Raw genomic sequence first — 26463 nt, 5'->3', positions numbered from 1 at the left:
TGTGACTGGAATGTGCGAAGCTCGGGTCCCCATCAACATCGAAAGGAGGTGATCCCGTGAATCTCACCAATGCGACGCTTGAAGCCTTCGAGGCACTCGGCACCGGGATCGTTCCTGACGTGGCGAGCCGCCAATAAGGTCGACGCCGTCGGCACAAAGCCGCCCTCCGGGCGGCTTTGTTGTTTCTGGGCCCTGGCTAGAACGCGGAAACTGTCGGTGAGAGCCGGCTCTTCCCCAGTCCGGGAGGGGGACGACAGCTCGGGCACGACCGGCTGGGAGCCGTCATACGCCCGTCCCGACGCGGCCGCGTCTCGGCATGGCCGCAGATCGAGCAGCCGTCGATCTCGAAATGGACCCAATGGGTCGGATCGCCGCAAGCCTCGCAGGGCAACCCGCGGCGATTGCCGATGCTGCCGAAGCCCGGCGCCTGGCATTTCGGGCAGAGCCGCGCCAGGCGCCGGGCGAGCTTGTAGGACAGCGCCCGCAGCACGCGCATGCGCGTGGGATTGCGATGGGCGCGCATGTCGGCGATCAGTACCGCCTTGCCATCCTCGGAACGGCGGGCCTCGCGATCCATCGTGGCGACGACCTGCTCCATCGTGTCGAGGCCGGTCTTCACCGGATGGGCCATGTCGCTGCTGCACAGCACGAACACGCCGTAGTGCGGGAAGCCGATCGCCTCGATCGCCTTCGGGATGTTGGGATCGCCGGCGCGGAAGCGCACCAGGCGCCAGTTGGTGCGATGCGTCGGCAGGGTCTCGATCAGGCGCAGGCCGCGCCGGCGATCGACGAAGGCCATGATCTCGACGCCGCTCGGGACCAGCGGCACGGCGTCGATCGGCCCGTAACTGCCCTCGCTGGCGATGGCGCAGTCGACGTCCATCGTCCGGAAGGCCAGCTCGGCCTTGAGCGCGCAGGTCTCGATCAGCGCGTCGGGCCGCGGCACCTCGCCCGAGAAGGTGCCGAGCTCGTCGGTGTCGAGCTGGGGCACGGGCAGAACCTCGGCGCCCAGCAGCCGCCGGAAGGGCGGGGCCACCGCCCGCTCCTTCTCGTGCATGGTCGCCAGGCCGATGCGCTGGCCGGTGTAGGGATGCGCTGCGAACATCACGGCGTCACCGCCGGTCGACGAGCGGCCCTACTCCGCCGCCTGCGGCAGCGCCTCGCGGGCGAGCTGCTGCTCGACGAGGGTCGCCCAGTAGGAGGCGCCGATCGGCAGGATCTCGTCGTTGAAGTCGTAGCCGGGGTTGTGGACCATGCAGCTGCCGACGCCGTCGCCGTTGCCGATCCAGATGTAGCAGCCCGGCTTCTTCAGCAGCATCCAGGCGAAATCCTCGCTGCCCATGGCGGGAGTCGGGTTGCGGTTCACGTTCTCCAGGCCGACCAGCGCCGAGGCCGCCTTGGCGGCGAACTCGGTCTCCTGCTCGCTGTTGACCGTTGCCGGATAGCGCCGCTCGTAGCGCCACTTGGTGACCTCGGCGCCGAAGCCGGCCGCGACATTGCGGGCGATCTGCTCGATCTTCTTCTCGATCAGGTCCTGGACCGGCTTCTTGAAGGTGCGGACGGTGCCGCGCAGCACGCATTCCTGCGGGATGACGTTCCAGGTATCGCCGGCATGGATCTGCGTCGTCGACACGACCGCCGTGTCCATCGGATCGACGTTGCGCGCCACGATCGACTGCAGCGCCGTCACGATGTGGCTGCCGACGACCACGGGGTCGATGCCGTGATGCGGCATGGCGCCGTGCGCGCCGACGCCCTTCACCACGACCTCGAAGATGTCGTAGGCCGCCATCATCGGACCGGGGCGGACGGCGAAGCGGCCGACCGGGATGCCCGGGATGTTGTGCATGCCGTAGACGCCTTCGACCGGGAACTTGTCGAACAGCCCCTCCTCGACCATGACGCGGCCGCCGCCCTCGTTCTCCTCGGCCGGCTGGAAGATGAAGTAGACGGTGCCGTCGAAGTTCCGCGTCTCGGCCAGGTACTTGGCGGCGCCGAGCAGCATCACAGTGTGTCCGTCATGGCCGCAGGCGTGCATCTTGCCGGGAATCGTCGACTTGTGGTCGAAGTCGTTGGTCTCGTGCACGTCGAGCGCGTCCATGTCGGCGCGCAGTCCGATCGCCCGCTTGGAACTGCCCGAACGCAGCACGCCCACCACGCCCGTCTTGGCCAGCCCGCGATGGACCTCGAGGCCGAAGGACTTCAGCTTGTCGGCAACGATGTCGGCCGTGCGCACTTCCTCGAACGCCGTCTCGGGATGGCTGTGGATGTCGTGCCGCCAGGCGTTCATGTCCTTGTGAAACGACGCGATACGATTGATGACCGGCATGCGGGGCAACTCCAGGGAAAAGCTTGGCCTCGGATCGTACGGGAGACCCTGCAAGGGTCAAGCAGACCGATCATGCAGGGTCGCAGACCAGCCATCATGCAACCTGGACGCTAGGTCGTCGACGGTCTTTCCGCCTCCTGCAGGGACGCCGTCCTCAGGCGGAAGCCCCGGCGTAGGTCCGCTCCTCCACCGGAAGCCTGCCCTCCTCGATCGCGTGGCAGGCCACCGTGCCGCCCTCGATGGGCAGCGCCTTGGGTCGCTCGCTCTTGCAGCGCTCGTTGGCGAAGGGGCAGCGCGGATGGAAGCTGCAGCCCGACGGCGGATTGAGCGGGCTCGGCACCTCGCCCGCCACCGGCTCGCGCTGGCGCCCCGTCATGTCGAGGTCGGGGATCGTGTCGAGCAGCATCCGCGTGTAGGGGTGCTTGGGCCGCCGGAACAGCGTCTCGGTCGGCGCCACCTCGACCAGCCGGCCGAGGTACATGACGCCCACCCGCGTCGAGATGTGATAGACGACCGCGAGATTGTGGCTGATGAACAGGTAGGTGAGCTGCAGTCGCCGCTGCAGGTCGACCATCAGGTTCAGGATCTGCGCCTGCACCGACACGTCGAGCGCCGAGGTCGGCTCGTCGCACACCAGGAATTCGGGCTCGCTGGCGAGCGCCCGCGCGATCGAGATGCGCTGGCGCTGGCCGCCCGAGAACTCGTGGGGGAACTTGCGGCCGTCTGCCGGCGTCAGGCGGACCTGGCGCAGCAGCTCGCCCACCCGCCGTTCGAGATCGGCCTTGTCACTCGCCAGCCCGAAGGCGCGGATCGGCTCGGCGACGATGTCGAACACGCGCCAGCGCGGGTTGAGGCTGGCGAACGGGTCCTGGAAGATCATCTGCATGCGCCGGCGCAGCGCCGCCATGTCGCTGCGGCTGCGGCGGTGGCTCATGTCGTTGCCGTCGAACGCGATCGACCCGGCGCTCGGCGGGTAGAGACCGACCACCAGGCGCGCCACCGTCGACTTGCCGCAGCCCGATTCGCCGACCAGCGAGAAGGTCTCGCCCTTGGCGATCTCGATGTCGATGCCGTCGACTGCCTGCACGATCTGGCGCGGCCGGCCTTCCAGGGTGCGCACCAGCCAGGGCGCCGAGACGTCGAAGTAGCGCTTCAGCCCTTCGATCCGGACGAACTGGCTCATGCCGCCGGCGGGCACGGGAGCGTCAGGCATCGGCCAGCTCCTTCCCTACCGGGGCGCCGACGCCGCCACGGTCATGCAGCCAGCAGGCGGCGCGGCTGGCACCGGCCGCCATCAGCTCCGGCCGTTCGCTGAGGCAGCGCTGCCCGCGCAGGGTGCAGCGCGGGTTGAAGGCGCAGCCCGGCGGGATCTCGGTGAGCCGCGGCATGGCGCCGTCGATCTGGGTCAGGCGCTCGCTGCGCACGCCGAGGCTTGGGATCGAGCCCATGAGGCCGCGGGTGTAGGGGTGCTGGGCGTGCTTGACCACGTCGCGCACCGGGCCGATCTCGGCGACGCGGCCGGCATACATCACCGCGACCCGGTCGGCCGTCTCGGCGATCACGCCCATGTCGTGGGTCACCAGCATCACGGCGGTCCCGTGCTCGCGGCACAGCCGCTTCAGCAGCGCGATGATCTGTGCCTGGATCGACACGTCGAGCGCCGTGGTCGGCTCGTCGGCCACGATCAGGCGCGGACCGGCGCAGAGCGCGAGCGCGATGACGACGCGCTGCCGCATGCCGCCGGAGAACTGGTGCGGATAGTGGTCGAGCCGGCTCTCCGCGCCGGGAATGCCGACCTCCTTCAGGAGCTCGAGCGCCCGCGCGCGCGCCGCCGAGCCCGACAGCGACAGGTGGGTCTGGATGGTCTCGATGAGCTGGCGGCCCACCGAGTAGAGCGGGTTCAGGCTGGTCAGCGGGTCCTGGAAGATCGCCCCGATCCGGTGGCCGCGGATCCTGCGCATCTCCTCGTAGGGCAGGTTGTCGATCCGCCGCCCCTCCAGCCGGATCTCGCCGGCGGCGATGCGGCCGGGCGGCTCGAGCAGGCCGATGATGGCATTGCCGGTCAGCGACTTGCCGGCGCCGGACTCGCCCACTACCCCCAGCACCTCGCCGGGCGCGATGTCGAACGACACGTCGTCGACGGCCAGCAGCGTGCCGCGCCGGGTCGGGAACTCGACGCGGAGGTTCTTGACCTCCAGAAGCGGCGCATTGTTCGTGGTCGCGGCCATCAGCGGAGCTTCGGGTTGAGGGCGTCGCGCAGCCAGTCGCCCAGGAGGTTGACGGCCAGCACCAGCGCGGCGAGCGTGATGCCCGGAAACACGGTGATCCACCACTCGCCCGACTGCAGCACCTCGTTGCCGAGCCGGATCAGGGTGCCGAGCGACGGCTCGGTCGAGGGCAGGCCGACGCCGAGGAAGGAAAGCGTTGCCTCGGTGATGATGGCGAGGCCGAGATTGATGGTGGCGATCACCAGCACCGGGCCGGTGACGTTGGGCAGCACGTGGCGCACCATGATCAGCACCGGCGACAGGCCGATCACCCGGGCCGCCTGGACATATTCCTTGTTCTTCTCGACCAGCACCGAGCCGCGCACGGTGCGGGCATACTGGACCCAGAAGCTGAGGCCGATGGCGCCGACGATGACGAAGATGGCGATCTCGTCATGGCGCTGGACGGAGATGATGCCCCGCACCACCCCGTCGATCAGCAGCGCCACCAGGATGGCCGGAAAGGTGAGCTGGACGTCGGCGATGCGCATGATCAGCGCGTCCACGGCGCCGCCGAAATAGCCGCTGACCAGGCCGAGCGTGATGCCGAGCAGCATCGCCACGACGACCGACGCGAAGCCCACGACCAGCGACAGGCGCGTGCCGTACATGATCGAGCTCAGCACGTCCCGCCCCTGGTCGTCGGTGCCGAGCGCGAAGGTCCATTCGCCGTCCGGCGAGAACAGCACCGGCGGCTTCAGGCCGTCGCTGAGGCTGATCGTCGCCGGATCGAACGGCGTGTGCGGCGCCAGCACGGGCGAGAGGAACGCCCCCGCCACGATCACCAGGGTGACGATCGCCGCCGTCACGGTGAGCGGCGAGGACTTGAAGCTCCACCAGATGTCGCTGTCGGAGACGCGGTGCAGCCAGCTCGTGGGTGCGGGTTGCTGCATCGCCATCCTAGTGCCCCGCCACGCGGGCCGCGCCGCCCTGGCTGCGCAGGCGCGGATCGACCACGAAATAGAGCAGGTCCACGACCAGGTTGATCAGCACGAACAGCAGGCCGATCAGCATCAGGTAGGCCGCCATGACCGGGATGTCGGAGAACTGAACCGACTGGATGAAGAGCTGGCCGACGCCCGGCCAGGCGAACACGGTCTCGGTGACGATGGCGAAGGCGATCAGGCTGCCGAGCTGGAGTCCGGTCACGGTGATCACCGGCACCAGCGTGTTCTTGAGCGCATGGCCGAAGTTGATCGCCCGGTTGGTGAGGCCGCGGGCGCGGGCGAACTTGATGTAGTCGGTGCGCATCACCTCCAGCATCTCCGAGCGCACCAGGCGCATCAGCAGGGTGAGCTGGAACAGGCCCAGCGTGATCGAGGGCAGGATCAGCGCTTTGAGGCCCGAGATCGTCAGGAAATTGGTCGTCCACCAGCCGATCTGCACCGTCTCCCCGCGCCCGAAGGACGGCAACCAGTGGAGGTTCACGGCGAACACCAGAATCAGCAGGATGCCGATCAGGAAGGTGGGCAGGGAGACGCCGATCAGGGACACCGCCTGGAACAGCCGGCTGGTCCAGTGCCTCGGATAGAGGCCGGTATACACCCCCATCGGCACGCCCACGAGCAGGGCGAACAGGGCGGCGCAGAACGAGAGTTCCAGGGTCGCCGGCAACCGCTCGACGATCATGCGGCCGACCGGCTCGGACGTCCGGTAGCTCAACCCGAAATTGCCCTGGGCTGCATTGACGATGAAGTGGAAGAACTGGATTGGCGCAGGATCGTTCAGACCGAGCTTCTGGCGCAGTTCCGCGCGCTCCTCCATCGAGGTGTCCTGGCCGACCATGGCGTTGATCGGGTCACCGACGTAGCGGAACAGCGAGAAAGCGACCAGCCCCACCGCCACCAGAACGGCGATGGATTGCAGGATTCGTCGCAGGATGAAGGCAATCATGTATGGATCGTGGCCCGGCCGAGGCCTAGCAGGATTGACGCCAGAACGGAACCGGCCCCGGATGCGGCATTCACATCCGGGGCCGGTCGTCGTTCTTCCGTTCTGGGACTACTTCACCGTGACGAAGCGCAGCGGGAAGGAGTTGTCGGCCGGCTGGACCAGGTCGACGTTCTTGCGGGTCGCCCACACGACCGCCTGCTGGTGCAGCGGGATGTAGGCGAAGTCGTCGACATAGAGCTTGGTGGCCTCGGCGATCATGGCGTCGCGCTTGGCCTTGTCGGTCTCCTGCTCGAGCTTGTCGGCGAGCGCGTCGAGCTTGGGATTGGAGTAACCGCCGGCGTTGAACTGGCCCTTCTTCGTCGCCTTGTTCGGGGTCTGGATCAGCGCCTCGAACACGTTGTGCACGTCGTAGGTCTGCGCCGGCGACCAGCCGAGCATGTAGAAGCTCGTCTCGCCCGGCGACAGGTCGTTCTTGCGCAGGATCTTCGCGAAGTAGAGGTTTCGCGTCTGCGCCTTGAGGTTCACCTTGACGCCGATCTTGGCAAGCATCGCCACGACCGCCTGACAAATCTTCTCGTCGTTGACGTAACGGTCGTTCGGGCAGTCCATGCCGACCTCGAAGCCGTTCGGATAGCCGGCGTCAGCCAGCATCTTCTTGGCCTCTTCCGGCTTGAGCAGCGCCGGCCGCTTGTCGAGGTCCTTCATGTAGCCGTTGATGACCGGGGCAACCATGAGGTTGGTCGGGTAGGCCTGGCCGCGCATGACGGTGCGCTTGATCGCCTCGACGTCGATCGAGCGATGGATCGCCTCGCGGACCTTCTTGTCCTTGAAGGGGTTCTTGCCCTTGACGTTCGATTCGAGCAGCTCGGGCCGCTCCTGGTCAAAGCCGAGGAAGACCACGCGGGTCTCGGGCGCCTCGAGGACCTTGATGTTGGGGTCCTTCTTCAGCGAGTCGGTGTCGGCCGGCGGCACCTCGTAGGTCATGTCGATATCGCCCGACTTCAGCGCAGCCACCCGCGTCGCGGGGTTCGGCACCGGCGTGAAGATCACCTCGGTGAGGTTGTGCTGCGGCTTGTCCCACCAGTTGGGATTGTTGACCAGGATCGTCTTCTCGCCCGGCTTGCGGTCCTTCAGCATGAAGGGGCCCGTGCCCATGGCGTTGCGGGTCGCAAAGTTCTCCTCGTTCTTCGTCATGTCCGCGGAGTTGACGGCGTTGTTCTTCTCGGCCCAAGCCTTGGACATCATGCCGAGAGCCGCCCACTTGTCGGCGAGCAGCGGGTCGGGATACTTGGTGGTGACGACGACACGCATGTCGCCGTCCTTCTTGATCTCCTTCACCGACACGAAGTTGCTCTGCATGTTCGAGCCCGGGCCGTTGGCGCGGTTGAGCGAGAACACGATGTCGTCGGCGGTGAGCGTCGAGCCGTCATGGAACTTCACGTTCGGGCGGATGTCGAAGAACCAGGTCGTCGGGTCGATCTGGCCCCACTTGGTGGCGAGCGCCGGCTCGAGCTTCAGGTTCTTGTCGCGGCGAACCAGCGGCTCGTAGATGTTGGAGTTGAAGGTCAGCAGGAAGGTTTCCTGCCGAGCGTAGGGATCCATCGAGCTCACATCGCCCGAGTTGGCCCATTTGAAGGTTTTTGCCTCGGCCGGCACGAACGCCAGCCCCACGCAGGCGACCGTCGCCAGCGCCAAAGAATGACGGAAATTGAAACCCATTGAATTACCCCTTCGTGGCGCTCCCCCGCGGGAGTGCCGTTCGGTCTCCCCGACCGCTTGGACCTATGCGCGAGCGCATATCTTGAGGCAAATTGCACCGACGGTGTCTGCCCGTCAATTACCCAAAAAATTTGCATGGTAGGAGCGGTTGGACGGGCCCTGCGGCGGCCGCTATCTTGGCGGCCAGCTTACCTTTTCCTCAGGGTGCGTTCATGAACGACGTCTCACGCAGCTTCCGCGGCAACTCAAACGCCGCGCGCGACATCGCGCATCACCTGCACCCCTACACCAATTTCCGCAAGCATGAGGAGACCGGCCCCCTGACCATCGTGCGCGGCCGCGGCATCTACGTGACCGACGACGACGGCAAGGAATACATCGAGGGCATGGCCGGCCTCTGGTCGGCGGCGCTGGGCTTCAGCAACGAGCGGCTGGCGACGGTCGCCTACGAGCAGATGAAGCAGCTGCCCTTCTACCATGCGTTCAACCAGCGCAGCCACGAGCCGGCGATCAACCTCGCCGAGAAGCTCAAGGCGATGGCGCCGGTCGAGATGTCCAAGGTCTTCTTCGCCAACTCGGGCTCCGAGGCCAACGACACTGTCGTGAAGATGGTCTGGTACATGAACAATGCGCTGGGCCGGCCGCAGAAGAAGAAGATCGTCTCGCGCATCAAGGGCTATCACGGCATCACCGTGGCGTCGGGCAGCCTGACCGGCCTGCCGCACAACCATCGCTCCTTCGATCTGCCGATCCAGGGCGTCGTGCACACCGGCTGCCCCCACTACTACCGCTTCGGCCAGGAGGGCGAGACCGAGGAGCAGTTCGCCACCCGCTGCGCCGAGGAGCTGGAGCAGCTGATCATCAAGGAAGGCGGCGCCGAGCAGGTCGCGGCGATGATCTGCGAGCCGGTGATGGGCGCGGGCGGCGTGATCGTTCCGCCCAAGGGCTACTATCAGAAGATCCAGGCGGTCTGCGCCAAGTACGACATGCTGTTCATCGCCGACGAGGTGATCTGCGGCTTCGGGCGCACCGGCAACGTCTGGGGCAGCCAGACGCTCGGCATCAAGCCCGACATCCTGACCTGCGCCAAGGCGCTGTCGGCCTCCTTCCTGCCGATCTCGGCCGTGATGATCACCGACAAGGTCTACCAGGCGCTGGCGACCGAGAGCGAGAAGATCGGCACCTGGGGCCATGGCTTCACCTACTCCGGCCATCCGGTGGCAGCCGCCGTCGCCCTCGAGGCGCAGAAGGTCTACGACGAGATCGACCTGTTCGGGCATGCCAAGCGGCTGTCGCCGGTCTTCCAGAAGCACATCCAGTCCTTTGCCGACCATCCCCTGATCGGCGAGGCGATGGGCATCGGCATGATGGGCGCGCTCGAGATCGTGGCCGACAAGAAGACCAAGGCGTCGTTCGACCTCGCCGCGGTCGGCGCCGGCAACCGGGTCTACAACCACGCCGTCGCACGCGGCCTGTTCATCCGCAACATGGGCGACCGCGTCGCCATCTGTCCGCCGCTGATCATCAACGAGGAAGAGCTGGCCGACCTGTTCGGCCGTCTGCGCCAGTCGCTCGACGCCGCCCTGGCCGACCTCAAGGCGGAAGGCCATCTCAAGGGCTGACGGCGGCGGCGACCCGGCGGCGGGTCCTTCGCGGACGCCGCCCCTCGGGACCGGCCAGCGCATCCGCAATCGCGCCATCTGGGCGGTGGCCCTGTTCACCGCCTCCGGGCCGCCCGCCTTCGTCGCGGCCGGAATCGCCGACGTCGCGCAGGACAAGGTCAACATCGCCTTTCCCCTGGCCGTCGGCTTCTGGGTCCTGGGATTGCTGTTCGCCCTCTGGGCCGCCGCTCCCACCTTGACCTACTGGGACGATCTTCCCCCGACGACACGCTGGCTGGGCGCCCTGCCCCTGCTCTCGGTGTCGCTGCTGCTGAGCGTGGCCCTGCTGGCAGTCCTGCTCGTCTGATCACGTCGCGACGGACTGTTGCGAGTCGTTCGCATCCAGGATCACGCGACCGTGCTTGACCTTGCTCAACGATCTTGCCCGCGGCGCGACCATAATGTCCCTGCCGGTCGCGGAAATCCCCATTAAGATCGCGGCCGCGGGAGATGCACGGGCCAATGGACTACGAGACATTCTTCGCCGGCCATCTGCGGCGGCTGCACGATGAGGGCCGCTATCGCGTCTTCGCGGAGCTGGAGCGCGTGGCCGGATCCTTCCCGCGGGCTCGCTTCCATCAGGGCGGCACGGTGCGCGACGTCACCGTCTGGTGCTCCAACGACTATCTCGCCATGAGCCAGCATCCGGCCGTCATCGACGCGATGCAGGCGGCGATCGGCGCCCAGGGCTCGGGCGCCGGCGGCACGCGCAACATCTCGGGCACCAACACGCTGCACGTGGCGCTGGAACAGGAGCTGGCGCGCCTGCACGACAAGGAAGCGGCCCTGGTCTTCACCTCGGGCTATGTCGCCAACGAGACGACGCTGCAGACGCTGGGCGCGCTGCTGCCCGGCTGCGAGATCTACTCGGACGCCTTCAACCATGCCTCGATGATCGCCGGCATCCGCCACTCCGGCGCGAGCCGCCGGATCTTCCGGCACAACGACGTCGATCACCTTGCCGAGCTGCTCGCCGCTGCCGATCCGGCGACGCCGAAGATCGTCGCCTTCGAATCGGTGTACTCGATGGACGGCGACATCTCGCCGATCGGCGAGATCTGCGACCTCGCCCATCGCCACGGCGCGCTGGCCTATCTCGACGAGGTCCATGCCGTCGGCATGTACGGCGAGCGCGGCGCGGGCGTGGCCGAACGCGACGGCGCCCTCGCCAAGGTCGACATCGTTCAGGGTACCCTCGCCAAGGCGTTCGGCGTGGTCGGCGGCTACATTGCCTCGACCGCCGCCACCATCGACTTCGTCCGCTCCTGCGGCGCGGGCTTCATCTTCTCGACCTCCATGCCGCCGGCCATCGCCGGCGCGGCCCTGGCCAGCATCCGGTACCTCACGGCCCATCCCGAGCTGCGGGTCCGCCACCAGGAGCGCGCCGCCTCGCTGAAGCGGAAGCTGGCCGCTGCCGGACTGCCGGTGATGCCCTCGTCGACGCACATCGTGCCGCTGTTCGTCGGCGACGCAGCCCTCGCCAAGCAGGCGACGGACCTGCTGATGGACCGCCATTCGATCTACGTGCAGCCCATCAACTACCCGACCGTCCCGCGCGGCACCGAGCGGTTGCGGCTGACGCCGACGCCGCTGCACGGCGACGCCGACATGGACCGGCTGGTCGAGGCGCTGCAGGACGTCTGGCGAACCCTGGGGCTCGGGCAGCGCCAGGCGGCCGAGTAGGGTCGACGAGACCTACTCGACCGTGCGCATCGACCAGATGCGCGAAAAGGCAAGCACCAGCGCGATCAGCACGATCATCGCCAGAGCCGGCAGGACGAGCGCCAGCTGGAGGCCGAGCAACGCCGCCAGCGAACCGGCGATGAAGGCGCCGATCGGACCGCCGCCGCCCAGGCCGAGCTGGAACAGCGCCATGAGCCGCGCCCGATGGGTCGGCGGCGCCACGATCTGCAGGATCGTCCGGCCCTGGGTCATCGTAATCCCCGCCCCCAGCCCCCAGATGAAGCAGAGTCCGTTGAAGGCGAGGAACGGCGGCCGCAGCGCCATGGCGAGCAGGATCGCCACGCCGACCGAGACGGCGCTGACCACCAGACGGCCGCGCCGCGACAGGCGCCGCGCCAGCCCGGCGAAGGCGAAGGCCGCGACGATGGTGCCGGCCCAGAAGGCGAGGTTGACGTAGGCGATCTCGGCCGCGCCGCCCTGATAGGTGTCGCGCACGACCAGCGGCAGCACGGCCATGAACGGGCCGACATAGAAGACGCCGATGCCGAAGTTCAGCAGCAGCACCGGCCACATCTGCTCGGAGCGGGCGGCCTCGGCGATGCCGTCCCCGATGCTGCGCCAAAAGCCGCGATGGACGGTCGGCGGATGGGGCGGCGGCGCCGGCAGGCGCCTCACCGCCAGCGCGCCGGCCAGCACCAGGACCGCTTGCGCCACCAGGAGCGGCACGGCGCCGGTCCGGTCGGCCTGGGAGGCCGCGGCGATGCCGACGAGTTGGCCGATGAACTGCAGCGCCGTCGCGAGGGCCACGGCGCGCGGAAGGTTGCCTCCGGCCACCATGGGCAGCAGCGCATCGCGGGTCGGGACCGCAAAGGCGCCGATCGAGCCGGCGGCGAGGCCATAGGCGATCAGCAGCGGATAGCTGAGCTCGCCCAGCGACAGGAGGCCTGCCAGGGCGAGCGGCGGCAGGGCGTAGAGGACGTGGTAGCGCAGCAGCAGCCGGCGCGCGTCGCCGCGGTCGGCCACCAGGCCGCCCAGCGGCAGGAACAGCAGGCCGGGTGCCATCAGCGCCATCTGCGCCACGCCGACCGAGAAGGCGTCCATGTGCAGGACGATGGCGGCCAGCCAGGCGAACAGGACCTGCTGGATGCCGAGCGGCACGAACCAGCTGCCGAGGCCCGCCAGGTAGACGGCAAAGATGGACGGACGGGACGCCACGGTGCGATTGCCTCGAGAAGGGGGCGACTATATCTTGCGGGGGCTTAGTGCCGCCTGCTCATCCAATAGTCAAAGAAGCATCCGCCGGGTGCGCCCTCCCCCGGGCCGTCGGCGGTGGTGGAGCGGAAACCATGTCGACATTCAACCGCACCACGCTGGTGAAGGTCCTCGAGGTCCTCGACAGTCCCAATGCCGGCGAGGCGCTGGCGGCCGCCCAGCTCGCCTCGACCATGATCCGCGAGGCGGGCCTCAGCTGGGACGACGTGCTGGCGCGCGATCTCGAGAGCCGCGCCGTGCCCGCCCCCGCGCCGGCGCCCGGCTCGGGACCGTTCGGCTACCGGCGCGACCGCGACCTGTCGCCCCACGAGCAGCTCTTCATGGTGCTGTTGAGCCCGCGTACGCCGATCGACGTCAAGCGCCGGCTGCGCAGCTGGGAGGCCCGCGTCCTGGACGGCGAGATCACGCCGCAGGAAACCCAGGACCTCCGCTCGCTGTACCAGGACTACGTCGTCGGCTGATTCGACGCGCCGTCAGAACTGGGTGCTGAGCGACAGCAGGAACGTGAGCGGCGTGCCCATGGCCAGGCCGTAGTTGACCGAGGCCGACGCCCAGTAGTTGAGATCAAACAGGTTCTCGACGTTGAACCGCACGGCGATCGGCTTGCCGTCGGGGCGGAAGTGCGTCCAGCCGGAGATGCTCTGCGTGTTGGCACGGTCGAGATACTGCATGCTCGTGTAGATCATGCAGCCCGCGAAAGTGGGAGCGTTCACGCTGTTGATTGGCTCGTCGCCGGCGCGCTTGGGTACCAGGTTGAGACGTACGGGCGTTCGTGGGTCTGCCGGCGGCGACCATCGGATTGCGCACGATACGCTGGAGGTAGCCTGGCAGTTCGTCGAGCAGGCGCCTTATGGGACCGCGACAACCCACGAAGCGCCGCGACCTCGACGAGGCGCCTCAGAAATCGACGGTCAGCGAGACGTAGAAGGTGCGCGGGGTGTTCTGCAGGACCCAGCCGCTGGTCGCGATCCAGTAGTTGTCGTCGAACAGGTTGATGACGTTGGCCCGCACCGTGACCGGCGGCAGCTTGGCCGAACGCTCGATGGCATAGCGCAGCCCGGCATCGAACCGCGTCCAGGCCGGCGCGGACTGGGTGTTCGCGGTGTTGAGATAGACCTGCCCGACATGGACCACGCGGCCCATCACGCCGAGGCCCTTGGCGAACGGCGTGTCCCAGTCGGCCGTCAGGGCGAGCTGGAACGGCGCCGTGCCCACCGCCTTGTTGCCGTTGGCCGTGCCGTTCTGGGTGTTCAGCAGCGTGGCGTTCAGCAGCGTGAAGCCGCCGAGCAGCTTCAACCCGTCGATCGGTTCGCCGAACATGGTGAACTCCAGACCCTGGTTGCGCTGCAGGCCGTCGGTCACCAGCGAGTTGGTCGAGGTGTCGACGAACGAGCTCGGGATCTGGATCTGGAAGGCGCTCAGCGTCGCCCCGAAGTTTCCGAGATCGAGCTTGGCGCCCAGCTCGAACTGCGTCGAGACGAAGGGCGGAAACTGCTGGCCGGCATTCACCAGCCCCGCCCCGGCGATCGGTCCCTGCTGCAGGGCCTGGATGTAGTTGCCGTAGAAGGACAGCTCCTTCCACGGGCGCACGACGATGCTGGCCGACGGCGACACGACGGTCTGGTCGTTGCCCGACGAGGGCAGCCCCGTCACGATGTTGTAGTTGGCCGTCTGCAGCCGCTGCAGCCGCGCGCCGCCGATGATCTGAACCCGGTCCTGGGCGAACGACAGCGCATCGACCAGGCCGAGGCTGGTGAAGACCGAATCGGACGTCATCGGCGCGTTCTGCCGGAAACCGAAGAAGCTCGGATAAGGCAGCGCGATCGGCCTGTAGATGTTGGCGTTGTTGGTCACGGTCAGCGGATTCGTGAACGACCAGTTCTGCGTCTTCAGGTAGTCGCCGACCAGCGCCGCCTCGTGCTTGACCGGACCGGTGTTGAAGACCGCCCGCGCGCCGGCCTCCAGAGACAGCGCTTCGGTGTTCTGCAGATACTGGCCGGACGACAGGACGGTGGTATTGCCGTTCCAGTTGACGATGTTCTGGTTGACGAAAACCGTCGTGAGGTTGCTGCGCTTGGCGCCGGCCTTGAGGAACCCCGTCAGGCCGTCGACGATGTCGTGCTCGAAGCGCATGGCGCCGTAGAGATCGTTGCCCTGGAGCCGCTCCCACGGCTGGTAGGAGCTGTTGGCGGCGTTGGGCGCCGGCGGAAGCTGCACGCCGGCCGACAGGAAGATGCCGCCCTGGAAGGCGTCGACGTCGCGCCGCAGGAAGCCGATATCGGCATCGATGCGCGTGTTCTCGCCGCGGAAGTCGAAGCCGGCGGTGAGCGCCAGCCGTTCGGCCGCCTGGTTGTTGATCGCCGTGTCGCCGTTCGTGTAGGTGCCGTTGAGGCGCAGGCCGACGCTGTCGTCGGGTCCGAAGCGCCGGCCGAAGTCGATGCTGCCGCCGAACTGCGTGGACGACTGGTACATGGCCACGGCGCGCGTGATCGGCTCGCTGGTGGCGCGCTTGGGCACCAGATTGATCGTGCCGCCCACGGCGCCGGGCAGCGCGCCGTTCAGGAACGCCGTCGGCCCGCGAAACACCTCGACGCGCTCGATCCCGGTCATGTCGGCTTCCGCCGGGACGATGCCGAACAGGCCGCCCAGCCCGTAATTGGGATTGGTGACCGTCACGCCTCGGATCATCATTCGGTCGTCGAACGAGTTGCCGTCCGGGAAGCCCGACCGCACGGTCGGATCGCTCGCCACCACGTCGGTCAGCGTGCGCGCCTGCTGGCTCTTGATGAACTGCTCGGTATAGACCGTCTCGCTGAACGGCGTGTCCATGTAGTCGCGGTTGCCGAGCAGGCCGACCTTGCCGCCGCGCGCGACCTGGCCACCGGGAAAGGCCGGCGGCAGGTTGCCGATCTCTGCCTGCGGCGGCGGCGCGCTCGCCTGCACGCGCACCGGGTCGAGCTGGAGCGCGCCCGGTGCGGTCGTGACGCCGGCCACCGTGACGGCGTTGGGCGAGGTGAACTGGAAGGTGAGACCGGTGCCGGCGAGGAGCTGCCGCAGTGCCTGCTCGGGGGTCATCGAGCCCGCGACCGCCGCGCTGCTCCGGCCGGCGACGGCTGCCGAATCGACGGCGATCTGGACCCCGGCCTGGCGGCCGAAGGCGGTCAGCGCCTGGCCGAGCGGCTGCGCCGGGATGTCGAAGGAGACGACCCGGCTGGCCTGCGCGGTCAGCGGTGCAGCGAGCGGCGGCGTCGCGGTTTGTGCATTCGACGGGCCGGCGAGGGCCAGTGCAACGAGCGCCACCGCAGCGGCACTTCCACGATCGACCGATGCCACGAATTCTCCCCACTCAAGCAAACGTGATGAGCAGAAGACGGGCGAGCGGAGAGCGATTTAAGGCGAGCTGCTCGATTTTTCTCTAAGTCGCCGTGCGGCCTTCACGGACCGGAGACCAGGGTGACGTAGGGCGTGATGCGCGTGATGGAGCCATGTTGCGCCCGCGCCACCGTCTCGAGCGCCTCGATGGGGCGGCCGAGGTCGAACACGCCCGTGACACGTCGCGCCGCCAGTGATGGATCGCGCAGCACGATCATGCCGTCGTAGTGACGGCCGAGCGTCTCCACGACGTCGGTCAGGGGCATGCCGTCGACGACCATGCGCCATTGCCGCCAGGCGGCGATGTCGCCCGGCGCCACCTCGCCGCGCTCGACCCCGCCGGTGCTGTCGATCCGCAGCCGCTCGCCCGGCGTCAGCCGCTCCGGCAAGGGCCGGCCGCCCACCCTCACCTCGACGATCCCGGAGCGCACGGCCACCGCCACCGCCTCTTGGCCGGCGCGTACCGAGAAGGCCGTGCCGACGACGGTGACGGTCACGCCGCCCGCCCGAACCACGAAGGGTCGCGTTCCGTGCACGACCTCGAAGAACGCCTCGCCGGTCAAGAGCCTCACCTGCCGCCGCGCTTCGCCATAGTCGATGGCGACCGCGCTCCCCGCATCGAGATGGACCTCGCTTCCGTCGTCGAGCACGAGATCGCGCAGCTCGGCCGTGCCGGTGATGGCGTCGGCTTCCAACCTCAGCTGGATCGCCGGCAGGACGACGAGCAGCAGGCACGCGGCGATCGCAACCGCGGCCGCCAGGCTCCAGCCTGTCGTGCGAAGACGGCCCGGTCGCGCCATCGGCATGGCGGCCGGCGAAGCCGGATCGCCCTCGCCCGGGAGCCCTTCCGCGACCCGCCACACGCGCTGGACTCCGGCATAGGCTCGGCGATGCACCGGGCTCTGCGCCAGCCACCGGTCGAGGTCGCGTCGGAGTTCGGCATCATCGGGCGAGGCCTGGACCTGCATCAGCCAGTCGACGGCCCGCTCGCGCGCCTCATCCTCGTTTGCCGTCGACGTCACTGGTGGGATCCTCGCTCGCCCGCGCACGCGCGGGAACCTGCCTGACATCAGACGAAAGCCAGAACCCGCTTTTAAGGGGACGTCGGAAAGACTTCCACGTCGGGATCAGTCGTCCAGCCCCTCGAGGCGCCGGGCGCCGTGCAGGAGCGCTTCCTTCACCAGCTGATGCGCCCGCACCACCGAGATGCCGAGCCGGTCGGCGACCTGCTGCAGGGTCTGGCCCTCGAGCCGGTAGAGGGTGAAGGCCCGGCGGGTCCGCTCGGGCAGTTCGGCCAGCGCTTCGCTCAGAACGCGCAGCTCGTCGCGATAGAGGACGACACGCTCGGCCGTCGGCGCATCGTGCGGCATCTCCTCGGCGCGGTGCGGCAAGGCGGACAGCGGCTCCGTCGACGGTCGCCGGACCCAGTCGAGCGCGACGTTGCGGACGATGCGGTACAGGTAGCTCGCCGGATGGGCGATCGGCGCGGCGTCCGCTGCGGCGAAGCGGATATAGGCCTCCTGCACCACGTCTTCCGCCTGGGCCCGGTCGCCGACGATGCCGTTGGCATAGTTCACCAGCGCGCCGCGCAGCGAGAGATAGAGGGCAAGAGACGACGGGGCGGTCACGGCAGGGCGGCGCTGTCTTCAACTGATAATTAGTCGCAATTGATTTATAAGCCAGGCTTCGCCGACCGGCAACCCCGGCGCTCACGGCTTCACCCCGAACATGCGCAGGCGATACCCGACGAGGCGAAAACCGAGGCTGGTGGCCGTGTCCTCGATCAGCCGGGCAAGCTCGTCCTCGTCGAGGGCGAGGATCTCGCCGGTGTCGACGTCGATCAGATGTGGATGCGAGGCCCCTGCCCGCTCGTAGCGCGTCCGGCCGTCGCTCAGCGTCAGGCGCGTCAGCACGCCGGCTGCGGTGAGGCTGTTCAGCGTGCGATAGACCGTCGCCAGGCCGATGCGATGGCCGTCGGCCGCCCGTCGATGGATCTCGCGCGCGCACGGATGATCGGTCGCCGAATCGAGGATCTCGAGCACGATGCGGCGGTGCTCGGTGAGGCGCAGCCCCTTGCGAAGGCAGAGGTCCTCGAGCTCCGTCACGGCTACCGCTTGAGATAGAACTGGATCGGCACGATGAGCTCCAGCGACTCGCCCGGCTGGTCCGACGGCAGCGGCGGCAGCGGCTGCGCGCGCTGCAGCAGCTCGATCCCCTCGCGATCGAGCGATGCGTGGCCGGAAGCGCGCTCGATGCGCAGCGCCAGTACGCGCCCGTCGCGGCTCATGGTGAAGCGCACATAGACGATGCCTTCGTGCCGCGACCGTTGCGCCTCCCAGGGATAGCGCTTGTGACGTTCGAGATGGCGCAGCAACAGGCCCTTCCAGGTCGGCAGCGCCGCCGACGGCGGTTGCGGCGAGGCTCCGGGGGCTGGCGCCGCGGCGCGCTGGCTCTGGTCGGGAGCCGCCTGCGGCGCGGCCGCCACCGAACGCGGCTTGGGCTGCGGCCGCTTGGGACGCTCCACGGGCTTGGGCTTGTCGGGCGGCGGCTTGAGGTCGACCGGCGGCGGCGGCTCCGGCTCGGGCAGCACGACCTCGGCCAGCGGCACGACGACCGGAGGCGGCGCCAGGGCCGTCTCGATCTCGATGGGAGTCGGCTTGAGATCGACCGGCGGCGGCGGCTCCTCCGGGTCGGGCACGGCCTCGCTGAGCTCGGGCGCCGGCGGCGCGTCGTTCGGCGTCGCCTCGGGCGCGGCAGGCATCGGCGCCATGTCCAGCATGACGGCCGCCGGCGGCGGCGCTGCCGGAATCTCGGGCCGGCTCCAGCCGAGCGCCAGCCCGACCGCGCCGGCGTGCAGGGCCAGCACGAAGACGAGACTGCCGACCCAGCGGGCGCCTTCCCTCATTGCTCGATGCCGACCAGCGCCACCTTCAGGTAGCCCGCCGTTCGCAGCAGGTTCATGCCCTGCATCAGCTCGCCGTAGGGCACCGTCTTGTCGGCCCGCAGGAAGATGCGTTCCTCCTTGCGGCCGCCGGTGGCCTGGTCGAGGGCTCCGGCCAGCCCCTGGCGGCTGACCGGCTGGTCCTTGAGGACGAAAGACAGGTCGCTCTTCAAGGTCAGGTAGAGGGGCGTATCGGGCCGCGGGCGGCGTTCCGCCGTCGACGACGGCAGCTCGACCGGGACATCCACGGTGGCCAGCGGCGCGGCCACCATGAAGATGATCAGCAGCACCAGCATCACGTCGATGAACGGCGTGACGTTGATCTCGTGGGTCTCGGTGAGTTCGTCCTCGCCGTGATCGAGCTTTACCGACATTTGCCGAGCTCCCGGGAAACGAGTCGCAGCACGGCCGCCGACGTGTCGCCGACGAGGGCACGGTAGGCCGCGACGCGACGCGCCAGGTGGTTGTAGATGACGACCGCCGGGATGGCGGCGGCGAGACCCAGGGCGGTGGCCAGCAGCGCCTCGGCGATACCGGGCGCCACGACCGCGAGGTTGGTCGTCTGGGCGCGCGAGATGCCGATGAAGGAATTCATGATGCCCCAGACCGTGCCGAACAGGCCGACGAAGGGTGCCGTGGCGCCGATGGTCGCGAGCACGCCGGTTCCCTTCAGCATGCGGCGGCCGGCGGCCGTCTCGAGCCGTTCGAGCCGCGAGCCCACCCGCTCCTTCACGCCGTCACGGTCGTCCTGCACATCGCCCGACAGCCGGCGCTCGGCCCGCGCCGCGTCGACCAGGGGATCGGCCGGCGCCGCGTCGAGCGACGGGGCGCTGTCGACCGCCCGCAGGACCGCCCGCTGGCGGCGGAAGGCCGCCGCCATCTCGAGACTCTTGGCCAGGAAGACGGTCCAGGTGATGACCGAGGCGGCGGCCAGCCCGACCATGACCGCCTGCACCAGCCAGTCGGCGGCAAGGAACATGCCCCAGACCGACAGGTCGCGCGGCAGGAGCGCGGTGTCCGCGGGTCCCGCCGTTGCCGCTCCCTCCGCCGGCGGCAGGCCCGGCACCGCCTCGCCTTCGGGTGGGGGCCCCTCGCCCGCGGGCATCTGGCCGGCGACCGGGGCAGGCTGGGCGGTCGTCGAGGCGGGCTGCTGCGAAGCCGGCGCTGCCGCTGGCCCGGCGGCCGGATTGCGTTGCAGCGCGATCGGAGCTCCCGGCGTGGCGGCCGGCGCCGGGCCTGTCGAGGGAGCGGCGGGAACGCGTTGGCCGGTCGTCGGCACCCCTGCACCGGCGGATGGCGTGGCGGCCGGGGCCTGGCCAGCCGGGGGAGCGGTGGGAACACGTTGGCTGGCCGTCGGGGCGCCTTCACCCGGGGACGGCGCGGCAGTCGGCGCGGCCGCTGCGGGGCTCGGCGCGGACTGCGTCGTCGTCGGAGACCGTTGCGCCGGCGGCGACGCCGTGCCTGCGGCAGGACCGGCACTCGGAGCGGTCGGCGCCGGCTGCGCGCCGGCCGATGCAGGCGGTGTTGCGACCGGAGCCGCCGCCTCTGCGGCCGGAGGCTTCGCCGTGCCGCCGGTCTGGGCCAGGACCGGGCCGGACAACGACGCCAGAAGGAAGGAGATCGCAACAACGAGACGCATGAAAACTCGACCCTCAGCCGATATGTTGAACGAGAGACCGGGCGGGACGCAGCCAGCGTGCCCGCCAGGACAGGGTGGCCACGACGGCCAGGGCGCCGGCCCCCACGGCCGTTGCCCAGAGCAGCGACCCGAACGCCGGACCGTCGCGCACCAGCGACAGGACCAGGGCGACGAACAGCAGGCCGTAGCCCGCCAGCCGCAACACGATCCGCGCCCGGCGCGGACAGTGGCGGCCGCCGCCCAGCGCATGCCAGTGGCGGTCCTGGCTCATCGCCAGGGTGGCGAAGCCGCCGTACACGGCAGCGAGCACGGCAGCGAGCAGGACCGCCTCAGGCATGGCGCACCCGCGTCGCCGCCAGCCGGCGGCGCGAGAGCCGCCGCGCCGCGAAGCCGGCCGCCAGGGCTCCGACGAGGAGCACGAGGTCCATGCCGGCGATCGGCCAGAGATGCCGGTGCACGAGGCTCCGGACGAGATGGTCTCCGGTCGTGATCCAGTTGAGCGCGACAGCGGCGATGGCGACGGCCGCCAGCGCACCGCATTGCTCGGCCCACGCCCGTCCCGGCCGTCCCCAGGCGTGGACGAAGGTCGCCAGCCAGACCAGGTAGAACGTCCAGACCTCGAGGGCGGCGCGCTCGACGCCGAGCAGCGTCGCGCCGAGGGGCAGCAGGCGATTGGCCACGAGATAGGCGCACGTGGCGATCAGGATGCCGGTCACCGATCCTATGGCGAGCCCCTCGACGATGCGCACGCCGGGCAGGCCGAGATCGGCATGCCGCCGGCGCCGTGATTCCAGCCAGAACAGGTAGCCGGTGGCGATCAGCACGCAGCCGATCAGCCCCAGTCCGAAGTAGAGCCAGCGCAGGGTCCAGTGGCGGAACGGCAGCATGTGCATGCCGGTGATGAACCGTTGCGCCGTCATGACCGGCGCCGACTCCCGGCGCTCGTGCAGGAAGGCGCCGGTCATCAGGTCGAAGAAGGCAATGTCGGTCCAACCCTCGACCGCGTCATCCTCGATGCGTCCGAACTGGGCCACGGCCGCCGCGTCGCCCAGACCGGTGACGAACACATAGCGCGGCGTGCCGCCGTCCCAGCGGCGCTGCAACTCGGCCATCATGCCGTCGAGCGAGCCCAGGCCGCCCGGACTGCCGGCCTTCGGCCTCCTGAAGATGTCGTAGGTCTCGCTGACCATCGCCTGACGGTCGCCCTGATAGGCCATCTGCCAGGACAGGGGGAAATAGGTCGACCAGAAGATCACCAGGCCGGACAGCGTGATCACGAAGTGGAACGGCAGTCCCAGGACCCCGGTCACGTTGTGCAGGTCGAGCAGGAGCCGACGCGGCTTCTTGTCGGCGCGAAAGGTGAAGAAGTCGGTGAAGATCTTGCGATGGATGACGACGCCGGAGACGCAGAGCGCCAGCATCGCCATCGCCGCCAGGCCGACGATCCAGTAGCCGAGGTTCGCCAGCCGGATGTGCAGCATGTAGTGGAAGGGATAGATGAAGCGGGTCCCCCCCAGCGTGCCGGGCTCGGGCAGCGCCGCGCCTGTCGCCGGATCGACGAAGCGAACGATGTCGCGCCCGCCGACCCGCCAGAGGACGCTCAGGGCCGGCTCGCGCGGCGTCGGGAAGATGACGTACCAGGTCGACGCCTTGGCAGCCACGGCCTCGTCGTACAGGGGGCGCAGCGTTTCGAGCGATGCCCTTTCCTGCCCGGGCGGCGCGAGACGGCTCATCGGCGCCATCCAGCGATCGATCTCGCGATCGAAGACCGACAGCGATCCCATCCAGAAGATCGCGAACAGAACCCCACCCAGGATGACGCCCGCCCAGGTGTGAAGCCCGTTCATCGAGGCGCGGAAGCCCTGTTCCATGTCAGCCTCCGCGCGCGGCCGCGCTGGCGATGCCCCAGGCACCGAGCCAGGAGGCGGCCGCGGCGACGACGACCACCAGCCACAGGCGTCCGAGCCGCCGTTCCGCGAATGCCCAGATCAGCACGCCCAGATAGACCAGGAAGGCCAGCATGGAGGCCAGCACGACCGCTTCGCTGCGCAGCATCGCCGTGGCGCGCGGCAGGATCACCGCCGCCAGGGCCGCCAGGCCGGCCGCCACGACGTAGCCCCCACCGAAGGCTGCCACGACACGCAGCACGATCGAGGTTGTGGCCATGGCCGTCCTGCGTTGCACCGCACCCTGCTCCCCAGCGCCAGCCTCGGAGCGGCTGGCGGAAACGACGAAAGGGGCTCCAGCCCTCTGCGCGTGCCCCACATCCTTATGACGACCGAGGGCACAGCATTTTTTGTTCGAAATTGAAGGATGCGGCGTTCGTTTGTGTCGCCGCCCTCAATTCGGCTTGGCGGCCGGCGGCAGCGGCGGCATGTCGAGGCCACTCGGCTGGACGTAGGTCAGCGTGGTGACGTAGTTGGCGCTGTCGTAGGCCTCGTCGCCGCGCTTTCCGGCGGCCTTGTCGATGTGATGAACCTCGAAGGCGTAGAGCCCGCGCCACGGCAGGGCGACCGCGAAGGAGCCGCTTTCGTCCGTGCGCGCCTCCTTGGTCCAGCCGAAGGCCGCGATGACCTCGACCTTCGCCTTGGGCAGAGGCTTGCCCTGGAAAAAGACCCGATAGCGGCCGTCGCCGGCCGGAACGACGTCCAGGGTCAGGACCGGCTTGACGGGCGCGGCGCTGGCGGCAAAGCGGGCCGCCGGCCACCACACGGACCGCGTCGTGCCGCCCTCCCCCTTGCGCTCGAAGATGGGATAGCGCACGTCCTCGGCCACGACGGCTCCCGACGGCGTCGCCTCGATCGCGACGGCGAAGCCGTTCGACGACTTGGACAGGGCGAGCGGCCGTCCGGCCCCTTCCGCCGCGATCCTGGCCTGCGGCTCGACCTTGTCCAGCAGGCCCGGCGACGTCTCCCGCAGGTTGTCGCCGAACTCGCCGAAGGAGAGGCGAAGCCCCGCGCCGTCGGGCTCCAGCCAGATATGGTGCGCCGACGCCGCTCCCGCAGCCAGGAGGCAGATGACGGCCGCTGCGGCACCGATGACTTGCTTCACGAAACACCTCCGGGGAGCCCTGTCCCTTCCTCTCCTTGGACGAACGAGAAGCCCCGACTTTCACCCTCTTCTTGCAGGGGAGGCATACGAGCCGACCGCTTGCGGGTCCCCTGCGGCTTCCGGAGCGAGCCTCACCGGAGAATCGACACCGGCGGCGATCAGAAATCCGCGGTCAGGGAGAGACGAAACGTGCGGGGCGCGCCCAGGGACAGGGTGGAGGCGCTGAAGCCGCCGGCCCAGTAGTTGGCGTCGAGGACGTTCTCGACGTTCAGGCGCGCGACGAGCAGCTTTCCCTTGGCCGCGGGATTGTCGAACGCATAGCGGGCGCCCAGGTCGAAGCGTGTCCATGCCGGCAGGCTGCGACGGGGAAAGAGCGTGTCGATGTATTGCGATCCGGTGTAGACGACGCGCCCGTTCAGGGTCAGGCCCGGGACGAACGGCAGGTCCCATTCGCCGGACAGATTGACGTTGAGCTGCGGCGACATCGGCGCGATCCAGCCGTCGGTCGTCCCGCCCTGGGTCTGGGTGAGCACGGGATTGAGGAACATGGCCCCGCCCAGCAGCCGCACGCCCGGAAGCGGCTCGCCGAAGACATTGAGCTCGAGGCCCTGGTTGCGCTGCTGGCCGCCCATGTACTGCGTGTTGGTGGCGACGTCGGTGAGCAGGCTGGGCTGCGTGATCTGGAACAGGCTGGCGGTGGTCGTGAACTTGCCCCAGTCGACCTTCACGCCGGCCTCGTACTGGGTCGAGACGAAGGGCGGAAAGATCTCACCGGCATTGGCGAAGGTCGTGCCGACGACGGATCCCGGCTGCAGGCCCTGGATGAAGTTGCCGTAAAAGGTGACGTTCTCCCAGGGCTTGAAGACCAGCGCGACGGCCGGCGTGAGCGCGCTCTGGTCGTAGCCGGAGGTCGGCTTGCCCGTCGTGAAGTTGTAGCTGGTGGAGGTCACGTTCTGCAGGCGCAGGCCGGCCGTGAGCTGGATGCGCTTGTCCGCGGCGGACAGGGTATCGGCGATGGCAAGACCCGACAGGCTCTGGGTCCCGACCTTGTTCGAGGCCGGCATCGGCAGATTGGGCTGCGCGACGATCGTCGGATTGTAGATGTTCGTGGCGAAGGCCGCGGCCGGGACGCTGCCGTTTCCGACGACGTATTCGTACGTCGTGGCGGTCAGGGCGAATTCGTGACCGATCGGACCGGTGTCGGTCAGCGCCCGCACGCCGCCATCCGCCGTCAGTTCCGTCGTGTACCAGCTCCGGTTCACCGGGGCGGTGGCGGTCGCCGCGCCGTTCACATTGGTGATCGTGTTCGTGATCGAATAGAGGCCCAGCAGCCGGTTGTCGTGCGCCCCGAAGGCGGCGTAGGCCGTGATGCGCTCCGTCAGGTCGACCTCTGCCCGGATCACGCCGAACAGGTCCTTGCGGGCCATGTAGTTCCAGGGCTGTCCCTGGTTGGTGCGGGCATTCGGCGCCCACGGCAGCGGCACCCCGGCAGCAAGGCTCAGGTAGGAAATCTGTCCGCCGATATACTGATACTGATAGCCGAGGTCGGCCGACAGGCGGACATGCTCGCCGCGGAAGTCGAGGCCCAGCACGCCGAGAGCCCGCTCGTCTGTGTTGTTCGCGACCGCGGTCTCGCCTGCCCTGAACACGCCGTTGAAGCGCACGCCGAACTGCTTCTCGTCGCCGAACCGCCGCGCCAGGTCGACGTGGCCGCCGAACTGTGCCGTGGATCCGTAGCTGGCGGTCGCCTGCGTCAGCGGCTCGTCCGGCGCGCGCTTGGGGACGACGTTGACGGTGCCGCCGATGTTGCCGGCCGGCGACATGCCGTTCAGCAAGGCCGAGGGGCCCTTCAGCACCTCGATCCGTTCGGCCATCTCCGCCATGACGGACGTGTAGGGAAGCATGCCGTAGAGGCCGCCGTAGGTCATGCCCGAGCTGCCGGTGACCGGGAAGCCGCGAATGCGAAAGGCATCCACGCCGGCACTGCCGTCGTGGAAGTAGCTGCGGATCGATGGATCGTCGATCAGCACGTCGCGGACGGTGGACGCCTGCTGGTCCTGCGCCTTTTTCGCCGTGTAGCTGGTCTGGTTGAACGGCGTATCCATGACGTCGCGATTGCCCAGCAGGCCGAGCTGGCCTCCGGTCGCGACCTGGCCGCCCGCATAGGGCGGCGGAATGTTGTCGATCATCGCCTGAGTCGGCACGGTGTTGCCCTGCACCTGCACCGGATCGAGCTGCATGATGCCGGGCGCGAGGCCGGCGCCCGGCTTCTGGAGGGTCACGGTCCCGCCGCCGCTGATGGAGAAGACGAGGCCCGTGCCGGCCAGGAGCTGGCTCAACGCCTGCTGGGAAGACATCGTGCCGTTGACGCCCGGCGTCGTCAGACCCCGCACCAGGTCGCCATGGACCGAGACCTGGAGGCCGCTCTGCCGCCCGAACTGCGCGAGAGCGTCGGCCAGCGACTGTGCGCCGATGTCGAAGCTGCGGACGCGCGACGCCGGGCCTGCTGCCGGCGCCTCCTGCGCCAAGACCGACCGACCGTCCACCAGAGGCCCCACGCCGGCCAGCAGGATCAGCGTGATGGCACCTGCATGCCGCGCAGCCGCGATCGCTCGCATTCGAAACGCTCCCCGTTT

Annotated in this window: 25 protein-coding genes; 4 read left to right on the top strand and 21 right to left on the bottom strand. The window is 68.8% G+C overall.

Features of this window, described 5'->3' with window-relative positions; all coding sequences use genetic code 11:
* Positions 1-196 precede the first annotated feature (196 nt).
* The 7 genes from ACO073_RS13350 to ACO073_RS13320 all read right to left on the bottom strand — a co-directional run bounded on the left by ACO073_RS13350 (position 197) and on the right by ACO073_RS13320 (position 8208).
* Positions 197-1105: a DUF6671 family protein gene (locus tag ACO073_RS13350; RefSeq protein WP_421997938.1), complete on the bottom strand. Its 909-nt coding sequence runs from the start codon at positions 1103-1105 to the stop codon at positions 197-199.
* 30 nt (positions 1106-1135) lie between these two features.
* Positions 1136-2329, bottom strand: a complete 1194-nt coding sequence (locus ACO073_RS13345) for a M20 aminoacylase family protein (RefSeq protein WP_421997937.1) — start codon at positions 2327-2329, stop codon at positions 1136-1138.
* Positions 2330-2483: 154 nt separating this feature from the next.
* Positions 2484-3512 (bottom strand): ABC transporter ATP-binding protein, encoded by a 1029-nt coding sequence (locus ACO073_RS13340; RefSeq protein ID WP_422002136.1) that lies wholly within the window; start codon positions 3510-3512, stop codon positions 2484-2486.
* 22 nt (positions 3513-3534) lie between these two features.
* Positions 3535-4557 carry an ABC transporter ATP-binding protein gene (locus tag ACO073_RS13335; RefSeq protein WP_421997936.1) on the bottom strand — a complete coding sequence of 341 codons (1023 nt, stop codon included), beginning with the start codon at positions 4555-4557 and terminating at the stop codon, positions 3535-3537.
* A complete protein-coding gene (locus ACO073_RS13330; RefSeq protein WP_421997935.1) occupies positions 4557-5489 on the bottom strand; it encodes an ABC transporter permease in 933 nt (310 codons plus the stop codon). Before ACO073_RS13330 ends, ACO073_RS13335 begins: the two co-directional genes overlap by 1 nt.
* 7 nt (positions 5490-5496) lie before the next feature.
* Complete coding sequence (locus ACO073_RS13325) at positions 5497-6489, bottom strand: ABC transporter permease (RefSeq protein ID WP_421997933.1); 993 nt, start codon at positions 6487-6489, stop codon at positions 5497-5499.
* 108 nt (positions 6490-6597) lie between these two features.
* On the bottom strand, positions 6598-8208 hold the full coding sequence (locus ACO073_RS13320) for an ABC transporter substrate-binding protein (RefSeq protein WP_421997932.1): 1611 nt from the start codon (positions 8206-8208) through the stop codon (positions 6598-6600).
* Positions 8209-8420: 212 nt separating this feature from the next.
* Here ACO073_RS13320 and ACO073_RS13315 point away from each other — a divergent pair, with 212 nt between their 5' ends.
* From ACO073_RS13315 to hemA, 3 genes are all read left to right on the top strand, one after another.
* Positions 8421-9830: an aspartate aminotransferase family protein gene (locus tag ACO073_RS13315; RefSeq protein WP_421997931.1), complete on the top strand. Its 1410-nt coding sequence runs from the start codon at positions 8421-8423 to the stop codon at positions 9828-9830.
* Between the two features lie 85 nt (positions 9831-9915).
* Entirely contained in the window at positions 9916-10176 is a 261-nt protein-coding gene (locus tag ACO073_RS13310; protein ID WP_421997930.1) for a hypothetical protein, read from the top strand.
* Between the two features lie 155 nt (positions 10177-10331).
* On the top strand, positions 10332-11552 hold the full coding sequence (gene hemA, locus ACO073_RS13305) for a 5-aminolevulinate synthase (RefSeq protein WP_421997929.1): 1221 nt from the start codon (positions 10332-10334) through the stop codon (positions 11550-11552).
* A gap of 12 nt (positions 11553-11564) precedes the next feature.
* On the opposite strand, the gene ACO073_RS13300 is transcribed toward hemA, so the two are convergent.
* Entirely contained in the window at positions 11565-12767 is a 1203-nt protein-coding gene (locus tag ACO073_RS13300) for an MFS transporter (RefSeq protein WP_421997928.1), read from the bottom strand.
* A 131-nt stretch (positions 12768-12898) separates the two neighbouring features.
* Between ACO073_RS13300 and ACO073_RS13295 the strand changes: the two genes are divergently transcribed.
* Complete coding sequence (locus ACO073_RS13295) at positions 12899-13285, top strand: hypothetical protein (RefSeq protein WP_421997927.1); 387 nt, start codon at positions 12899-12901, stop codon at positions 13283-13285.
* A 12-nt stretch (positions 13286-13297) separates the two neighbouring features.
* Here the strand turns inward: ACO073_RS13295 and ACO073_RS13290 are convergent, their stop codons facing one another.
* The 13 genes from ACO073_RS13290 to ACO073_RS13230 form a co-directional block, all read right to left on the bottom strand.
* The gene (locus ACO073_RS13290) at positions 13298-13537 is read right to left on the bottom strand and encodes a hypothetical protein (protein ID WP_421997926.1); all 240 of its coding nucleotides are present in this window, start codon (positions 13535-13537) and stop codon (positions 13298-13300) included.
* Positions 13538-13721: 184 nt separating this feature from the next.
* Positions 13722-16157 (bottom strand): TonB-dependent siderophore receptor, encoded by a 2436-nt coding sequence (locus ACO073_RS13285; RefSeq protein ID WP_421997925.1) that lies wholly within the window; start codon positions 16155-16157, stop codon positions 13722-13724.
* A 101-nt stretch (positions 16158-16258) separates the two neighbouring features.
* The gene (locus ACO073_RS13280) at positions 16259-17218 is read right to left on the bottom strand and encodes a FecR family protein (RefSeq protein WP_421997924.1); all 960 of its coding nucleotides are present in this window, start codon (positions 17216-17218) and stop codon (positions 16259-16261) included.
* A 105-nt stretch (positions 17219-17323) separates the two neighbouring features.
* A complete protein-coding gene (locus ACO073_RS13275; RefSeq protein WP_421997923.1) occupies positions 17324-17824 on the bottom strand; it encodes a sigma-70 family RNA polymerase sigma factor in 501 nt (166 codons plus the stop codon).
* Positions 17825-17905: 81 nt separating this feature from the next.
* Positions 17906-18301, bottom strand: coding sequence for a Fur family transcriptional regulator (locus ACO073_RS13270; RefSeq protein ID WP_421997922.1), 396 nt, complete (start codon positions 18299-18301; stop codon positions 17906-17908).
* A gap of 2 nt (positions 18302-18303) precedes the next feature.
* Positions 18304-19101, bottom strand: coding sequence for an energy transducer TonB family protein (locus tag ACO073_RS13265; RefSeq protein ID WP_421997921.1), 798 nt, complete (start codon positions 19099-19101; stop codon positions 18304-18306).
* Positions 19098-19511 carry a TonB system transport protein ExbD gene (exbD, locus tag ACO073_RS13260; protein ID WP_421997920.1) on the bottom strand — a complete coding sequence of 138 codons (414 nt, stop codon included), beginning with the start codon at positions 19509-19511 and terminating at the stop codon, positions 19098-19100. The genes ACO073_RS13265 and exbD overlap by 4 nt, the downstream gene beginning before the upstream one ends.
* Positions 19502-20416: a tonB-system energizer ExbB gene (exbB, locus tag ACO073_RS13255; RefSeq protein ID WP_421997919.1), complete on the bottom strand. Its 915-nt coding sequence runs from the start codon at positions 20414-20416 to the stop codon at positions 19502-19504. The genes exbD and exbB overlap by 10 nt, the downstream gene beginning before the upstream one ends.
* Before the next feature lie 373 nt (positions 20417-20789).
* Positions 20790-21113 (bottom strand): DUF3325 domain-containing protein, encoded by a 324-nt coding sequence (locus tag ACO073_RS13250; protein WP_421997918.1) that lies wholly within the window; start codon positions 21111-21113, stop codon positions 20790-20792.
* Positions 21106-22647, bottom strand: coding sequence for a PepSY-associated TM helix domain-containing protein (locus ACO073_RS13245; RefSeq protein ID WP_421997917.1), 1542 nt, complete (start codon positions 22645-22647; stop codon positions 21106-21108). The genes ACO073_RS13250 and ACO073_RS13245 overlap by 8 nt, the downstream gene beginning before the upstream one ends.
* 1 nt (position 22648) lies before the next feature.
* On the bottom strand, positions 22649-22942 hold the full coding sequence (locus ACO073_RS13240) for a hypothetical protein (RefSeq protein ID WP_421997916.1): 294 nt from the start codon (positions 22940-22942) through the stop codon (positions 22649-22651).
* A 174-nt stretch (positions 22943-23116) separates the two neighbouring features.
* Positions 23117-23827, bottom strand: a complete 711-nt coding sequence (locus ACO073_RS13235; RefSeq protein ID WP_421997915.1) for a DUF4198 domain-containing protein — start codon at positions 23825-23827, stop codon at positions 23117-23119.
* A 158-nt stretch (positions 23828-23985) separates the two neighbouring features.
* A complete protein-coding gene (locus ACO073_RS13230; protein WP_421997914.1) occupies positions 23986-26445 on the bottom strand; it encodes a TonB-dependent siderophore receptor in 2460 nt (819 codons plus the stop codon).
* Positions 26446-26463: the final 18 nt, after the last annotated feature.

The organism is Reyranella sp. (assembly GCF_965229815.1).
In the GTDB taxonomy this organism is placed as follows: domain Bacteria; phylum Pseudomonadota; class Alphaproteobacteria; order Reyranellales; family Reyranellaceae; genus Reyranella.
Note: the sequence above shows the minus strand (reverse complement) of the source record. Positions and strands in the feature narration are given on the sequence as shown.

Coding starts and splice junctions, on each gene's coding strand:
- ACO073_RS13330 (WP_421997935.1), bottom strand. CDS start 5,489: ATGCAGCAACCCGCACCCACGAGCTGGCTGCACCGCGTCTCCGACAGC.
- ACO073_RS13245 (WP_421997917.1), bottom strand. CDS start 22,647: ATGGAACAGGGCTTCCGCGCCTCGATGAACGGGCTTCACACCTGGGCG.
- ACO073_RS13320 (WP_421997932.1), bottom strand. CDS start 8,208: ATGGGTTTCAATTTCCGTCATTCTTTGGCGCTGGCGACGGTCGCCTGC.
- exbD (WP_421997920.1), bottom strand. CDS start 19,511: ATGTCGGTAAAGCTCGATCACGGCGAGGACGAACTCACCGAGACCCAC.
- ACO073_RS13295 (WP_421997927.1), top strand. CDS start 12,899: ATGTCGACATTCAACCGCACCACGCTGGTGAAGGTCCTCGAGGTCCTC.
- ACO073_RS13250 (WP_421997918.1), bottom strand. CDS start 21,113: ATGCCTGAGGCGGTCCTGCTCGCTGCCGTGCTCGCTGCCGTGTACGGC.
- ACO073_RS13240 (WP_421997916.1), bottom strand. CDS start 22,942: ATGGCCACAACCTCGATCGTGCTGCGTGTCGTGGCAGCCTTCGGTGGG.
- ACO073_RS13315 (WP_421997931.1), top strand. CDS start 8,421: ATGAACGACGTCTCACGCAGCTTCCGCGGCAACTCAAACGCCGCGCGC.
- ACO073_RS13230 (WP_421997914.1), bottom strand. CDS start 26,445: ATGCGAGCGATCGCGGCTGCGCGGCATGCAGGTGCCATCACGCTGATC.
- ACO073_RS13335 (WP_421997936.1), bottom strand. CDS start 4,557: ATGGCCGCGACCACGAACAATGCGCCGCTTCTGGAGGTCAAGAACCTC.
- ACO073_RS13345 (WP_421997937.1), bottom strand. CDS start 2,329: ATGCCGGTCATCAATCGTATCGCGTCGTTTCACAAGGACATGAACGCC.
- ACO073_RS13340 (WP_422002136.1), bottom strand. CDS start 3,512: ATGAGCCAGTTCGTCCGGATCGAAGGGCTGAAGCGCTACTTCGACGTC.
- ACO073_RS13350 (WP_421997938.1), bottom strand. CDS start 1,105: ATGTTCGCAGCGCATCCCTACACCGGCCAGCGCATCGGCCTGGCGACC.
- hemA (WP_421997929.1), top strand. CDS start 10,332: ATGGACTACGAGACATTCTTCGCCGGCCATCTGCGGCGGCTGCACGAT.
- ACO073_RS13265 (WP_421997921.1), bottom strand. CDS start 19,101: ATGAGGGAAGGCGCCCGCTGGGTCGGCAGTCTCGTCTTCGTGCTGGCC.
- ACO073_RS13325 (WP_421997933.1), bottom strand. CDS start 6,489: ATGATTGCCTTCATCCTGCGACGAATCCTGCAATCCATCGCCGTTCTG.